This is a genomic window from Pseudomonas sp. Z1-12, from assembly GCF_051132015.1.
Classification (GTDB): Bacteria; Pseudomonadota; Gammaproteobacteria; order Pseudomonadales; family Pseudomonadaceae; genus Aquipseudomonas; species Aquipseudomonas zanjanensis.
On sequence record NZ_CP071647.1, the window covers coordinates 1,058,942 to 1,073,512 of the forward strand.

Annotated in this window: 13 protein-coding genes; 9 read left to right on the plus strand and 4 right to left on the minus strand. The window is 61.2% G+C overall.

Going from position 1 to position 14,571, the window contains the following annotated elements; translation table 11 throughout:
• Window positions 1–36: 36 nt before the first annotated feature.
• The 4 genes from J3P85_RS04500 (at window position 37) to J3P85_RS04515 (ending at window position 8,064) form a co-directional block, all read left to right on the plus strand.
• Entirely contained in the window at window positions 37–1,701 is a 1,665-nt protein-coding gene (locus J3P85_RS04500) for a ShlB/FhaC/HecB family hemolysin secretion/activation protein (RefSeq protein WP_434705030.1), read from the plus strand.
• 786 nt (window positions 1,702–2,487) lie between these two features.
• A complete protein-coding gene (locus J3P85_RS04505) occupies window positions 2,488–3,324 on the plus strand; it encodes a response regulator transcription factor (protein WP_238349488.1) in 837 nt (278 codons plus the stop codon).
• On the plus strand, window positions 3,324–5,711 hold the full coding sequence (locus J3P85_RS04510) for a 7TM-DISM domain-containing protein (RefSeq protein WP_434705031.1): 2,388 nt from the start codon (window positions 3,324–3,326) through the stop codon (window positions 5,709–5,711). The genes J3P85_RS04505 and J3P85_RS04510 overlap by 1 nt, the downstream gene beginning before the upstream one ends.
• A gap of 1 nt (window position 5,712) precedes the next feature.
• Window positions 5,713–8,064 (plus strand): TonB-dependent receptor, encoded by a 2,352-nt coding sequence (locus J3P85_RS04515; protein ID WP_434705032.1) that lies wholly within the window; start codon window positions 5,713–5,715, stop codon window positions 8,062–8,064.
• Here J3P85_RS04515 and J3P85_RS04520 read toward each other — a convergent pair.
• Window positions 8,048–9,133: a diguanylate cyclase domain-containing protein gene (locus J3P85_RS04520; RefSeq protein ID WP_434705034.1), complete on the minus strand. Its 1,086-nt coding sequence runs from the start codon at window positions 9,131–9,133 to the stop codon at window positions 8,048–8,050. The genes J3P85_RS04515 and J3P85_RS04520 overlap by 17 nt on opposite strands.
• Before the next feature lie 311 nt (window positions 9,134–9,444).
• Between J3P85_RS04520 and J3P85_RS04525 the strand changes: the two genes are divergently transcribed.
• The 3 genes from J3P85_RS04525 to J3P85_RS04535 all read left to right on the plus strand — a co-directional run bounded on the left by J3P85_RS04525 (window position 9,445) and on the right by J3P85_RS04535 (window position 10,574).
• The gene (locus J3P85_RS04525; protein ID WP_434705035.1) at window positions 9,445–9,723 is read left to right on the plus strand and encodes a hypothetical protein; all 279 of its coding nucleotides are present in this window, start codon (window positions 9,445–9,447) and stop codon (window positions 9,721–9,723) included.
• Between the two features lie 128 nt (window positions 9,724–9,851).
• Complete coding sequence (locus tag J3P85_RS04530; protein WP_434705036.1) at window positions 9,852–10,085, plus strand: DUF4160 domain-containing protein; 234 nt, start codon at window positions 9,852–9,854, stop codon at window positions 10,083–10,085.
• A 3-nt stretch (window positions 10,086–10,088) separates the two neighbouring features.
• Window positions 10,089–10,574 carry a DUF2442 domain-containing protein gene (locus J3P85_RS04535; protein WP_434705037.1) on the plus strand — a complete coding sequence of 162 codons (486 nt, stop codon included), beginning with the start codon at window positions 10,089–10,091 and terminating at the stop codon, window positions 10,572–10,574.
• A gap of 191 nt (window positions 10,575–10,765) precedes the next feature.
• Here the strand turns inward: J3P85_RS04535 and J3P85_RS04540 are convergent, their stop codons facing one another.
• The 3 genes from J3P85_RS04540 to J3P85_RS04550 all read right to left on the minus strand — a co-directional run bounded on the left by J3P85_RS04540 (window position 10,766) and on the right by J3P85_RS04550 (window position 12,821).
• Window positions 10,766–11,035 (minus strand): Rho-binding antiterminator, encoded by a 270-nt coding sequence (locus J3P85_RS04540; protein ID WP_434705038.1) that lies wholly within the window; start codon window positions 11,033–11,035, stop codon window positions 10,766–10,768.
• A gap of 96 nt (window positions 11,036–11,131) precedes the next feature.
• Complete coding sequence (locus J3P85_RS04545) at window positions 11,132–12,019, minus strand: dihydrodipicolinate synthase family protein (protein WP_411386527.1); 888 nt, start codon at window positions 12,017–12,019, stop codon at window positions 11,132–11,134.
• A 19-nt stretch (window positions 12,020–12,038) separates the two neighbouring features.
• Window positions 12,039–12,821, minus strand: coding sequence for an aldolase (locus J3P85_RS04550; RefSeq protein ID WP_434705040.1), 783 nt, complete (start codon window positions 12,819–12,821; stop codon window positions 12,039–12,041).
• 151 nt (window positions 12,822–12,972) lie between these two features.
• Here J3P85_RS04550 and J3P85_RS04555 point away from each other — a divergent pair, with 151 nt between their 5' ends.
• Both J3P85_RS04555 and J3P85_RS04560 read left to right on the plus strand, forming a co-directional pair.
• Window positions 12,973–13,539 (plus strand): helix-turn-helix domain-containing protein, encoded by a 567-nt coding sequence (locus J3P85_RS04555; protein WP_186705385.1) that lies wholly within the window; start codon window positions 12,973–12,975, stop codon window positions 13,537–13,539.
• Window positions 13,540–14,048: 509 nt separating this feature from the next.
• Window positions 14,049–14,408: a DUF6124 family protein gene (locus J3P85_RS04560; RefSeq protein ID WP_434705041.1), complete on the plus strand. Its 360-nt coding sequence runs from the start codon at window positions 14,049–14,051 to the stop codon at window positions 14,406–14,408.
• Window positions 14,409–14,571 lie beyond the last annotated feature (163 nt).

Here is a 14,571-nt window from a genome sequence, read left to right on the forward strand (position 1 = left end):
GGGCTCAGGCAACCCGCATTCTTCGAGACTTATTCAATGCATAACAAACTGATGTCCTGCGCCGCTGGTCTGGCGCTGTTATCCACTTCCCAGGCCTGGGCCGCGACCCTGCCGACACGCCCGATCCCCGACGCCGGCCGTATCCTGCAGGAACTGCCGATTCCCCAGCAGGAGTTGCCGCAAAGCATTCGCCTGGATGTTGAAGCACCGCAACCGGCCCAGGAAAAAGTCGGCGGCGCCAAGGTCCAGCTCAACGCCGTCCGTTTCACCGACAACACCCGCATCGACGAGGCCAGCCTGCAACGCGTCGTCGCGCCAGCCGTGGGTAAGGCTCACGATCTGGACGAATTGCGGGAAATCGCCCGGCAGGTCACGCTTTACTACCGCGAGAACGGCTACCCGTTTGCTCGCGCCTATTTGCCGGCCCAACGCATGGCCAATGGCGAGCTGACCATCGCCGTGATCGAAGGCCGTTATGGCAAAGTCACCGCCGTCAACGACGATGCCAAACTCGCCGAGCAGGCGCAGCCGTTTCTGGACGACTTGAAGCCGGGCGATGTGATCGAGCGTGACCGCCTGGAGCGCAGCATCTTGGTGCTGTCCGACTTGCCGGGCGTGGCGGTTCGTCCGGTCATCCGCCCGGGTGACGAGCTCGGTACGGGCGACCTCAATGCCCAAGTGAGCAAAACCAAGGCCTTCGAAGGCAAGGCCACGCTGGACAACCACGGCAACCGCTACTCGGGGCGCAATCGCCTGACGGTACAAGGTGACTGGAACAGCCCGATGATGCTCGGCGACAAGCTCAGCGCCGCCGTGATGGCCACCGATGAGGAGCTGTATTTCGGCAGCCTCGGCTACTCGATGCCATTGGGCACGTCCGGCCTGCGTGGCAACGTCGGTTATGCCCAGAGCGCTTACGACCTGGGCGAGGAATTCGCCGACCTGGGGGCGACCGGTACCGCCGAGGTCAGCAGCATTGGCTTGAGTTATCCGCTCATTCGCAGCAACCAGGCGAACCTCATGTTGGCCGGGCAATACCAGCACAAAGAGCTTGAGGACAAATACGAAGTGCTGGGCCTGAGCTTTGAAAAAAGCAGCAACTCGCTGCCCATCAGCTTGCAATTCGACGTACGGGACACCTTGTTCGGCGGCGGCATCACCTACGGCGGCGCGACGCTGACCTACGGTGACCTGAAACTGGACTCGGCCCTGCGCGAGGGCGACCGCCAGACCGCCCAGACCGAAGGCCAATTCAGCAAAGTGAACGTCGACCTCGCTCGTCTGCAAGCGCTGCCCGCCAACTTCACGCTGTTTGCCCGTGTCCTCGGGCAGTGGAGCCAGGACAACCTCGACTCTTCCGAAGACTTCAGCCTCGGTGGCATCGATGGCGTGCGGGCCTATCCTCAAAGCGAAGCCTCGGGCGACGAAGGCATGCTGACCCAGATCGAACTTCGCTACCCGATCGACAAGCTCACGCCTTACCTGTTCTGGGATGCCGGCAAAGTGCGCATCAACCACAACGAGTGGGCCGATGAGCAAAACACCCGCAGCATCTCCGGCGGCGGTGTGGGTTTGCGTGCCCAGTACGGCCCGCTCTCGTTCGACGCAACGGTGGCGTGGCGTCATTCTGGCGGTGAAGCCCAGAGCGATACGCGCCAGGAAAACCCGCAGTTGCTCGCTCAGATTGGTTACCAGTTCTAACCAAGGACTCAACAAACCCGTGGCGAGGGAGCTTGCTCCCGCTGGGCTGCGCAGCAGCCCCAATGCAGTGGACTCAATCTTCCTGAAACACCGAGTTGCCTGGTTTGGGGGCCGCTTCGCAGCCCAGCGGGAGCAAGCTCCCTCGCCACGGTCGTCAGCATCTACCGCATTGGTCACCCGCCTGGGTTTTTCCAGGCGCAGCTACCGCTTGTTCCCTGTCCCCGCCACATGCCCATCCACCTGTGGCGAGGGAGCTTGCTCCCGCTGGGCTGCGCAGCAGCCCCCCAAACCAGGCAACTCGGTGTATCAGTCATATTGGGTGCGCTGCTTTGGGGCCGCTTCGCAGCCCAGCGGGAGCAAGCTCCCTCGCCACGGTCATCAGCATCAACCGCATTGGTCACCCGCCTGGGTTTTTCCAGGCGCAGCCACCGCTTGTTCCCTGTCCCCGCCACATGCCCACCCACCTGTGGCGAGGGAGCTTGCTCCCGTTGGGCTGCGCAGCAGCCCCCAAACCAGGCAACTCGGTGTATCAGTCATATTGAGTGCGCTGCTTTGGGGCCGCTTCGCAGCCCAGCGGGAGCAAGCTCCCTCGCCACGATGAACAGCATCGTCCCGCATCAGTGGGCGCCACGGTCGGCATGACCGTTTATCGCCCATCAAAAATTTGATAGCTTCAGTTCTCGCCTTACCTGCCGTTATATCGACTTGTTGCCGGCCCGATACGTGTTTCCTCGCCTGGCAATTTCGCGACAGTGACCTGGCTAAACACAACAAGAGACCTGGCGAATGGACAACGGACGATACGAAAGGCAGGCAGCGACGGCGGGGGGCGTGGCGGCGTCCGAGCTGTTGCCGCATATTCTGCTGATCGACGATGTGCCCGAAGACATCCGCGCCACGCTCATTCTCTTGAAGACACAGCCCTGGCGCATTTCCCTGGCCAGCGACGCCTACCAGGGTTATCAACGGGCACTGGCCCTGCGCCCGGACCTTATCGTCCTGGACGTGCACATGCCACAAATGGACGGCTTCAGCCTGTGCCGGCTACTGCGCGAGGCACCGGCCACCCGGCACACCCCGATCCTGTTCCTGTCCTCGGCCAACACGTCGTTGGAACGGTTGGAAGGGCTGACCGTGGGCGCGGTGGACTACATCCCCAAATCCTGCGCCCCCGAAGAAGTGCTGGCGCGCATCAAGATCCACCTGCAATTGACCTGGCGCGCGCCACCGGCCGTCCATGAAAGCCCAGCCGATCCGGAGCCGCAAGGCGATGAGATCGTGCTGCGCGCGGCGATGCGACTGATAGAAAACCAGTTGGACGACATGCCGTCCCTGGGCATGCTTGCGCAAAAAGTCGGCACCCACGAAAAACGCCTCACCGCGATTTTTCGCGAGCACCTGGGAATGACCGTGTTCGCCTACATTCGCGACGCCCGATTGCGGCGCGGCCAGGACTTGCTCTGCGAAAGCGCCATGAGCGTGCAGGACGTCGCCGAACTGGTTGGTTTTCGCAACGCCTGCAACTTCACCACCGCCTTCCGCCAGCGCATCGGCATGACGCCCAGCCAGTTTCGCCAGCAAGCCCTGGGTATTGCCGAAACCGAGTCGGCCGGACGCGCCTGATGCGGCTTCTACAGTTTCTACTGCTGACGATAACGCTGATATCCACAGGCCTGGTGCGTGCGGCGCCTGTGGATATCTGCCGCGCCGACTATCTGAACCTGATGCCGGTGGCGCAGATTTTCGAGGACACCCAGGCACACCTGAGCCTGGAACAAATCGCCCAACGGCCTGACACCGATTTCAAGGCCGCGACCCCGAGCTGGCCGACGCAGGGTTACAGTCGCTCCGCCTTCTGGCTGAAATTACAACTGACCAACTCAGGCGCTGTGGCGTGTTCGCGCTTGCTGGTGGTCGGGGCGCCGCGCCTGGAAGACATTCGTGTCTACCAACCGGGGCGCGTCGCCCACGCCGGAGCCGCCTATCCCCCGGCCGAATGGCCCCAGCCTACGGCGCGTCAGCCGGCGTTCCCGGTCACGCTGGCGGCGGGGGAGAGCACCACGGTATTCGTCCGGGTGGCGAGCAACTTCCAGATGCTGTTGGAGCCGGAACTGTGGTCCGAGCCGGCGCTGCTGCGCAGTCAGCAACAGACCTATTTGAGCGACGGGCTCTCCCTCGGCATTGTCCTGCTGGTCGTGCCGTTCGGCTTCATCGTTGGCTGGATCCTGCGCTCCCCACTCCTGACGGTGAATGCCGGTGCGGTACTCAGCTATATCCTGCTGACCTGCATCCTCAACGGTTACTTGATCTACTGGCCCTCGGCGCTGGGCTGGACACGGGAGCTGCTGACCTGCGCCAGCGCGCTCTCGTTCGTATTGTTCCTGGCTTATTTCCGCGTGCTGTTGCAGGTATCCCAACTGCCCAGGATCATTGGCTGGAGCTATTGGGTGCCGCTGTTGGGCTGTGTCATCGGCCGACTTTGGTGGCTCAAGGTCGATCCAGTCCAGGGCGCGCAGATCGTCCAGATATCCCTGATGAGTTTCTATGGCGCACTGCTTCCCACCTTGTTCATGGCGTGGCGCAGGCGGCTGGCCTACCACTGGATGGCCTGGCTGGTGCCCGGCCTGTTGGTGGGGCAACTGCTGATGCGGATTTTCTTCCCCCAGGAACAACTGCCCTGGCAATCGCCGGAAAGCAAATACAGCCTATCGTCCACCCTGGCGGGCGTGACGTTGCTGGTGTGCACCTTGATCATGGAAGTCGCCCGCAGCCGCCACCGGGAAAAGCACGCCCTGTCCACCCTCGAACAACAACGCCAGGCCGAGCACGAACGCCTGGAAAGCACCGTGGCGCTGCGCACGTCACAGCTGCGCGAATCCCTCGCGGCCCGCAGCGCGTTGATGGCGCGCATCAGCCACGACCTGCGCTCGCCGCTGGTGCGCATCATCGACTACGCGCGCCTGCTGCACGCCGGGCCCAACCGCGACTATCAAGCGACAATCGAGCGCAACGCCCGCCAGCAACTGGAACTGATCGACGAGATGCTCGAGTTTTCCCGTGGCGAACTGGAGCAAATGCAACTGACCCTCGCCCCGGACTATTTGTACGGCTTCCTGCAAGAGATCGCAGACGAGGCAGGCTTTCTCGCCGCCCGCCAGGGCAACACGTTTGAAGCCGTGCTGGCGGATGACCTGCCGCCGCTGGTGGAGGCTGATTTCAAACGCCTCCGGCAGATCCTCATGAATCTCTTGGCGAACGCGGCGAAATTCACCCGCAACGGCCAGATCCGTTTCGAAGTGAGCGCGGGCCCAGGAGCGAGCGCCGACACCGTGGAGCTGCGCTTCAGCGTGATCGACTCCGGCATCGGCATCGACCCGCAAGAATTCGAACACCTGCTGCAACCGTTCCGCCGCGGCCGCAATGCCCAGCGCTTCGAGGGCAGTGGGCTGGGCCTGTCCATCGTCACGCAACTGCTGGAACGCATGGACAGCCGCCTCGAACCCCAGGCCACCGGGCAGGGCAGCCACTTCAGTTTTCACCTGCAACTCAAATGCGCCCAGGAACACGACCTGGAAAACGGCATCGTCGACAACAACATCACGCCGCTCGATGGCCAGGGTAAACACGTGCTGCTGGTGGACGACATCGAGCAGAACAGCGAATGGCTCTACGACCTGCTGGCCGGCTACGGTTTCGACGTGAGCATGGCGGCGACTGGCGAAGACGCCTTGGCCTGTCTGGACGAACAACCGATTGACCTGCTGATCAGCGACCAGATGATGCCCGGGATGGACGGTTGGGAACTGCTGCGACACGTGCGCGACCGTGAGCATGATCTACCGGTGATGCTGTATTCAGCGGTCCCGCCCCACAGGCCGGAGAATTATCCACAAGACCTGGCCTTCGACGCGGTACTGCTCAAGCCCGCCGACAGCCGCGAACTGCTGGCACGGATCAATACACTGGTTTGCCCGGACACGGAGCATCGCGAAATGGCCCGGGAGTTCTAGCATGCCGGGTCTGGGTTATCGGCTGCTCTTGCTCGGCGGCCTCTTCGCGTTGCCCTGGGCATCGGCCCATGCCGCGCAAGAGGCGCCCAGCGCCCTGACGCTCGACGAAACCACCGTCACCGCTCGCCGCCGCGAGGAAGACCCGCAAGACGTGCCGATCCCGATCAACGTCCTCTACGGCGATCAACTGGACGAAGCCGGCCTGCATCGACTGCAAGACATCCAGCAACGGGTTCCGGGCCTGGTGGTCTCCGGTCACGATGCCCGTTACGCCGGCTTCGGCCTGCGCGGCTTCGGCGCCACCGCCTACAACGATGGCCTGGAAGGCAGCGTCGGCACCTACGTCGACGGTGTTTACCAGGCGCGCCAGGGCATGGCGTTCACCGAGTTGATGGACATCGAACGCATCGAAGTCCTGCGCGGGCCCCAAGGTACCTTGTTCGGCAAGAACACCACCGCCGGCGCGTTGAACATCATCACCAAACAACCGACGTTCCAGCCCGAAGCCAATCTTGAAGCGACTTACGGTGAGCGCGGTCTGCGGGAATATCGCGGAACGATTTCCGGGCCGCTGCAAGACGACGTACTGGCCGGGCGACTCAACGTGTTCGACGGCGCCAGCGAAGGCGCCGTGGAAAACCTGCAAGACGGCAGCCGCCTCGGCGACTCCGACAGCCAAGGCCTGCGCGGCCAATTGCTGTGGACACCGAACAGCGACTTCAGCGCCCGCCTGATCGCCGACTACGCCGAGCAGAACGAAGCCGGCAACGTCCTGCTGGTCAATCACTACAGCGAGCAAACCCGCAAGCGCGCCCAGTTCGCCGGCTATCCACTGGCGGAGCCTGATCCTTACAAACGCGAGTCCCGAATCGACGCCCCGGGCCATCCGCGAACCCTGCAGAATGGCGTGTCGCTGGAGTTGAATTGGGACCTGGACGAGGCGATGCGCTTGACCAGCATCACCGCCTATCGCGACTGGGATTACCGCGCCGACCGCGACGGCGACAGTACCGCACGCTCGGTGATGCAATCCGAAGCCGCATTGGACCACCGACAGTTCAGCCAGGAATGGCGCCTGTCCGGCACGGCCGGTTCTTCCGTCGACTATGTTGCCGGCCTGTATTACCTGCGCCAACAGCTCGACCGCGAGATCAACGTCGAATACGGCAAGGACGCGGCGCCCTGGTTCGTCGGCGATCAACTGGAGGCACTGCAAAAAATCTTCGGCGTCAGCCTCACCGATCCGAGGCAGGTGCCTTCGGTGTTGCTCGATGGCGCCCGGCAGCGATATGACGGCGAGCAGAAGGGCGACAGCCGCGCCATTTTCGGCCAGCTCTCCTGGCGCCCGATCGACCCGTTGGAATTCACCGGTGGCCTGCGCTACAGCCAGGAGCGCAAGGACGGCTGGGTCTCCCGCGATGTCAGCAACCTCGCTCCGCTGACCGGTTTGCCTCCGGTGTTCCAGGTGGGAGGGCAATTACTGCGGGACATCGCTCTCGGCCGTGCGTACTACCGCGAAGACTCGATCAAAGAAGACAACGTCTCCGGCCTGCTCAGCGCCAGCTACCGCTTCACCGACGGGGTGATGGGCTACGTCAGTTGGTCGCGAGGCTACAAGGCCGGCGGCATCAACTTCGACGTGATCGGCCCGTTCACCGCGCCGACCTTCGAGCCGGAGCGCGCCACGTCCCTGGAAGTGGGCATGAAGACGCGGTTCTGGGATCAGCGCGCCTTGCTCAACCTCGCCGTCTACCAGACCGACGTCGACGACTACCAAGCGCTCACCTACAGCCCGCCCACCTCGCTGTTTGCGCCTCCCCTGCGGGACAACCTGATCAACGTCGGCAAAGTCCGCCTGCGCGGCATCGAACTCGATTCCGCCTGGCAACTCACGCCCCGACTCACCGGCCGCCTGGGCGTGGCCTGGAGCGACGCCCGCTACCGCAGCTTCCCCAACGCCCCGTGCCCGCCGGCCTCGGGCCAATGGACCTGCGACCTGAGCGGCGAGCGCCTCTACAACGCCCCGGAATGGAACCTCAGCAGCGGCCTCGACCACACCCACCCGCTGCCCTACGGCCTGGAAGCCTTCAGCGGCATCGACTACAGCTTCCGCATCGGCTACTACGGCACCCTCGAAGGCGGCGAAGGCAGCTATCAACCCAGCTATGGCCTCACCAACCTGCGCCTGGGCCTGCGCAGCCAGGACCGCGCCTGGGAAGTGGAAGGCTGGGTGCGCAATGTGTTCGACCGCAACTACATCACCGCCGTCTACTCACTGCTCGGCGCCGGCGACTACGGCGTCATGACCGGCAGCGAACGCACCGTCGGCACCACCGTCAGGCTTCGCTATTGAGCGAAATAAACCGCGTCGGACAAAACGCCAAGCGATTACCGCCGGCCTTCTTCGACAGATACATGGCCTGATCCGCCTTACTGATCAACCCATCGATCTCCTGCCCATGCTCAGGGTAAAACGCCACCCCGATACTCGCCGCAATCTCCACCGTTTGCGCACCAATCAGAATCGGCGCATTCGCGGCCGCCAGCATCCGCTTGAGCAACGGCTCGCTGTCCTCCTCGGCATGCAAACCCACCAGCCCGGCGACAAACTCATCACCCCCAAGGCGCGCCAACGTATCGCCCTCACGCAACGTCGCATTGATCCGCGCCGCGACAATCTGCAACACCCGATCCCCCCAGTCATGCCCATAACTGTCGTTCAACGCCTTGAACCCATCCAGGTCAATAAACGCAATCGCCACTTTCTGCTGATGAACCCGCGCCTTGCCCAACGCCTGACGCATCCGCTCGGCCAACAACAACCGATTGGGCAACTGCGTGAGCGCGTCATACCGCGCATCCCGCTCAAGCAACTGCAAGCGCTGCTTCATCTGCGTCATGTCGCCGAGCAGCGCCACGTAGTGCTGAACATTGCCGTGCCGGTCATGCACCGCGCTGATGCTGATCCGCGACGTCATCTCCCGGCCGTCCTTGTGGTTGCTTTGGATCTCGCCGGACCAGTGGCCGTGGAAGTCCAGGGCGTTTTTCATGGGGGCGTAAAAAGCGGTGAGGCGGCGGACCATGCGGTGGGAATTCAACTCGCGGCCCTGCACCTCTTCCTGGCTGTAACCGGTGAGGCGGGTGAAGGCTTCGTTGACGGCGATGACCCGACCGTAGGGGTCGACGAGGATGATGCCCTCGCGGGCGTGGCTGAATACGGTGGTGGCCAGCTCTGGGCAGAGGGTGTTGATGCGGTTGTCCAGCGTGGCTTCGTCACGGGTGGCGGGCCATAAGTTGGAATCGAAGCCCTGCTGGGCCAGATAAGCGGCCAGGGAGCAGAGGGATTTGTGCAGGCGGGTCAGGGCATTCGTGGCGAGCCTGGCGTTGAGGCAATAGCTGCGAATGAAGGTGCGTAGGTTCATGGGAGGTACACGGGGTGCTCGGTTGCAGCGCTTGGGTGAGTGAAGCGGGCATTATCGAGACGAGGATTGGGAGGGGCGTTTGCTGGAGAGGATGGAAGTTTTGCGGGAAGGGATGGATGGGAAAGAATTTTTGAAGGGTTTATAGCCAAACAGAATTAATGGCTGCGTACTTGTGGCTAGTTGTTATTAATTACTGTCATTTTCTACAGGTGCGCAAGAATTTTCGAGGGCCGTATGCTGAAGGCGATATCGCGAGATTTCGCTCGAAACGCGTCGCGCTATCACGGGTGCTTGATTTCGTGAGGTGCGATATGGAATTCGTAGAGAACTACAAAGGCTGCGTGATCAACAAAAACCCGGTGGGCGGCCGATGGGTAGATGGGGTTTGGGTGGGGCCTCGTTATGATTACAGCGTCTTCTTTCCGGATGGAACGTTCTGCGCGCTGACTTATGACAGCGCAGAGGGAGCGAGAGCCGAAATCGATAAGGTGGCTGATGCGTTTGTGCGTGCGCCTAAAAAATTCGAGTGGGCGTTTCTTCTGGAGATATTTGGCGTACGGAAAGGGGCCGGGGTTGTTCGGAGAAGGTGATGGAAAGTCTTGATCATTAATCACCGTGACGAATGACTGCTAATCGCGCTTTAGCGGGAAAAGGGGTCACGCTCAGCATCTGACGCCTGACCTTGTGCTAGAGAAAAAAATTCCCTAGCATGCCTGGCATGGCTACCGTACACAGCAACCGTAACTGGAAAATAAAAATCTACCCGGACGATCACGCGCCGCCGCATTTTCATGTGCAAACGCCCGATGGTGAGTCACTGGTAGAGATCGACGGGCTCAAGGTGCTTGGTAAAGGGGCCAACTCTAAATCCCTGAAAGCCGCCTTGGCGTGGGCGGCAGAACATACGGCTGACCTGCAGCGTGTGTGGAACGAACAGAATCGGAGGAGCTGACCCATGATCAGCAAAGCCAGAATCAGCAGCGTGAAGCCTGTCCCCGGCAAACATGCCTTGCAGGTGGAGTTTGCCAACGGTAAGCGCTACGACGTTGACTTGCGGGAGTACATCCGACAATTCCCGGTGCTCAAGCCCCTGGAAGACCTGTCGTTGTTCGGCACCGCCCAAGTGGGAGAATGGGGCTTCGATGTGAGCTGGGGGGATGACTTGGAACTGGCGGCCGTCACTTTGCATCGGTTGGCGCTGGAGCAAGCCGGTGAGGTGATGCCGACCCAGGCCTTCAAACGCTGGATGGCTGCCAACAAACTCTCGTTGACCACCGCCGCGCAGGAGCTGGGCTTTACCCGTCGCACTATTACCGCTTACAGCAGTGGGACCTCAATGATTCCCAAGCATGTGGCCCTGGCTTGTAAAGGATGGGAGTCTGAGCACAAGGGCAAGAAAGTGACAAAAGCTGAGAGCAAAAGGACCTCGCAAATAGCTTGATGAAACAAAGCCTCTGCCCCACTACTTTACTGCCTGAATGATTGGGGCTGCTGCGCAGCCCGGCAGGAGCAAGCTACCTAGCCACGGGAATAACTGGATGCCCGTTGAGTCCCAGGCGCAACAGTCCCTTGTGGGAGCGAGCTTGCTCGCGATAGCGGTGCGTCAGTCAGCAGATCCATTCACTGACCAACCTAGTCACCCACCGTCAACACAACCCGCCCAAACCTCGCATTCTCATTCAGCGGCGTAATTGCCAATAAACAGTCAAGACGAATCTCCCGTCGGCCCTCCGCCGTTTCGATTTCGAGAAACTCTTCCCGCGTGGAAGCGGTCCGCGTGGTAATCGCCCGAGCCGTCACGCGTTGGCCGTCAGTCAGTTCGATGTCCAGCGTGTAGCCGCACAGGCAGGCAATCTCCAGGTAGTCGTGCAGGTCACAGTGCAGCGGTTTATAGGTGTCCATCTCACGCCTCGCCGTTTTGCAGTTTGAGAATCAAGTGAAGCGACCGACAGGTTGACGTTTTGAGTCGCCACCCGCCGGGTCGCAGGGCAGGGCGAATCAGAGCAGTTGCTTCAGCATCGCTTGCAACCGGTCATTCCCCGACTCGTCGAGCGGAAACACCGGCAAGCGCGGGTCGCCGACTTCCAGGCCGAGGGTACGCAGACCCGCCTTGATGGTAGCGGGCAAGCCGCCCTTGAGGATGAAATCCAACAGTGGCAATTGACGATAAAACAATGCCCGGGCTTTGCTCAGGTCGTTGGCCAACACGGCCGCGTACAGGTCGAGATTGAGTTGCGGGATAAGGTTAGGCGCGGCGGTGCACCAGCCCTTGGCACCGGCCGCGAAGGCTTCCAGCGCCAGTGGGTTGCAGCCGTTGTAGAACGGCACCTGGCCTTCGCCCAGCAGTTGCAGCTTGTGCATGCGCTGGATGTCGCCGGTGCTTTCCTTGACCATGGTGACGTTATCCACCGCGTTGAAAATTCGCAGGATCAAGTCCACGGACATGTCGATGCCGCTGGTGGCCGGGTTGTTGTAAAGCATGATCGGCACATCGATGCTGGCGCCGATGGTCTGGTAGTGCCTGAGGATTTCCGCCTCGCTCAGTTTCCAATAGGAAGCCGGCAAGACCATCACCACATCGGCGCCGTGATCCTGGGCAAAACGCGCGCGGCGCACCGCTTTGGCGGTGGTCAAGTCAGACACGCTGACCACGGTCGGCACCCGGCCGGCAACGCGGGCGATGCTGAATTCGCTGACCTGGTCCCACTCCGCGTCGCTCAGGTAAGCGCCTTCGCCGGTGCTGCCCAAGGGCGCGATGGCATGCACGCCGCTGTCGATCAGGCGGTCGATGGACCGCCCCAATGCGTCCAGGTCCAAGCCTTGGCCGTCGGCGGAGAAGGGCGTGATGGTGTAACCGATGATGCCGTGGATGTTGGGGGTAGACATGGCGTCGCTCCTATTGGGTTCAGTTCAGGCAATCGGCGTGTTGGCGCAGGTTCTGCCGGGCGTAATAGTTGAAGGCGGCCGCGTGACGCTTGGGACGGGCGATCCAGTCGTTAGCTTCGCGGCCCAGGTGCGGCAGGATCGGCTTCACCTCGCCGGCGGCCATGGCGAGCAATTGCAGCTTCGCGGCGCGCTCGATCAATTGGGCGATGTTGCAGGCTTCTTCCACGGTCTCGCCGGTGGACAATTGACCGTGGTGGGAAAGCAGAATCGCTCGCTTGTCACCCAGGGCGCCGGCGATCAATTCGCCTTCCTCGTTGCCCACGGGCACGCCCGGCCAGCCTTCCAGGAACGCGCAGTCTTCGTACAACGGGCAGAGGTCCATGTGGGAAATCTGCAGCGGCACCTCCAGCATCGACAGCGCGGCGATGTGGGTCGGGTGGGTGTGGATGATGCAATTCACATCCGGCCGGGCCCGGTAGACCCAGGTGTGAAACCGGTTGGCCGGGTTGGGAATGCCGTGGCCTTCCAGGACCTCAAGGTCTTCGTTGATCAACAGCAGGTTGCCGGCGGTGATCTCGTCAAACCCCAGGCCCAGTTGTTGGGTGTAGTAAGTGCCAGGTTGCGGCCCGCGCGCGGTAATCTGCCCGGCGAGGCCGGAGTCATGACCGTTCTCGAACAAGATGCGACAGGTCAGGGCCAGCTTTTGTCGCACAGTCCACGTATTATCCGGCAGTGATTTCTGCATCTGGTTTACAGCATGCTGGACCAATTGGTCCTTGGGCGTCGCCAGTGTCTTGCTCATGTCAGTTCTTCCTGATTCGTTCTTTGACCGTTCTTGATCCGCGTCATGGAAGCTGTGGGATGGAGGTGCTAATGACACTAAATAGACTATATGACACAAAGTGTCATTTGCAATCGCAGATTGTCCGTTTCCCTGGAAATGTGGGTTACCTATGTCCATTCGCTTGAAATTGCTCAGAAAAAAACTCGGTGTGACGCTGGACGTCCTGGCTGAAAAAACCGGGATGACCAAGAGCTACCTGTCCAAGGTGGAACGGGGTCTGAGCACGCCCTCCATCGCCACGGCGCTCAAGCTGTCCAAGGCGTTGAACGTGAAAGTCGAGGAGTTGTTCTCCGAGGAAAACGTCTCGCTCGACAGCTACAGCCTGGTGCGCTGTGAAGACCGCCAATCCCTGGCGGCGAACCCTGGCAGCGCTGAATACGCCGTGTTGGCTCACCAGGTTTCCGAGCGAACCTTGCTGCCCTTCATTCTCTACCCCCCGGCCGAATTCGCCGCGCACCATGCGTTCAAGGAACACACGGGCGAGGAGTTCCTGTTCGTTCACGAAGGCCAGGTGGAAGTGGACTTCATGAACGAGCGCGTCGTGTTGAATCGCGGCGATGCGTTGCATTTCAATGCGCAAAAACCCCATCGCCTGCGCTCGGTGGGTGATGTTCAGGCGCAGTTGTTGGTGGTGGTGCACAGCGCTGAATCGGCAGAGAAAGGCGAAGACGCCTAGCACCACGTTGCTCACTGGGTAAACACCAAACCCCGTGGCGAGGGAGCTTGCTCCCGCTGGGCTGCGCAGCAGCCCCTTCCCATGAGCGCGTTGCCACAGAACTTTCGACAGCCTCAATTGAACGGCATCGGACACCTGCTCGGACCAGTTGAGTGACGTCCTGTCAGTAAAGACCGACAGACACTGGCGACAAGGCCCGCCAAGCCACAGCGCCTTGCGCCTTTGCCTACAACTACGCCAGAATCCGCCGGCTTGTGCGCCTGGGGTTGCGTCGGTAGTTTGGGACCTGTCACTGCTCATCAGTGATCGGGTTTAGCAGCTCGTGGTGAAACAGGTTGTGCAAGGCGTCATCCAGTCAGGAGTCTCCCTCCTGCACTTGATGGTGGCTGTGCGCAGGGCGTCCCCGGACGCGCCGGTTTCTTGTTTCCCCGGTCTGCTAACCTGCGTACAGCTGCCTCCCATCGTTTAGCAGCGAGCGGGTGATGGCTCCAATGACAGGAAGCAAGACGATGGTAAAAGAGACTCCGAATCCTCCTGATACGAACGAGCATGTCTCCCGTGCTCAGTCTGCCCGCAACAAGAAAATCGATGACGCTGCTACGCGAGCGTTGGATTTTTATCTGAAACCCAAGCCTAAGGGCGAAACGTCTGACAAGACCGACTCCATTTTTCGGATTGATCCGGGGGTGGATTCGGAGTGTTTGCTTGCGAATCTCAGTGAGAATTTGGCTTCGGCGAATGCCATGATTAGTGATTTGGCGTTTGATTTGGATGGGTCGAGGCGGCGTGTTGCGATGGGGATTTTGCAGGTGATTGAGGTGAGTGAGCTGTTGGCGAATCGGGCTTTGGATATTGTTGAGGTGAGGTAGTCGACAGGTTCGCCCCAAGACGGGAAAGGTCTTGCTCGGCTGGACCTTTCCTGCCGTCTTGTCTTAGGCGGTAAACACACCGCTGACCCGCAGCGTGTGTGGAATCGGTTGGCGCTGGAACAAGCCGGTGAGGTGATGACCGGATAAGACTTAAGGAGCGCTG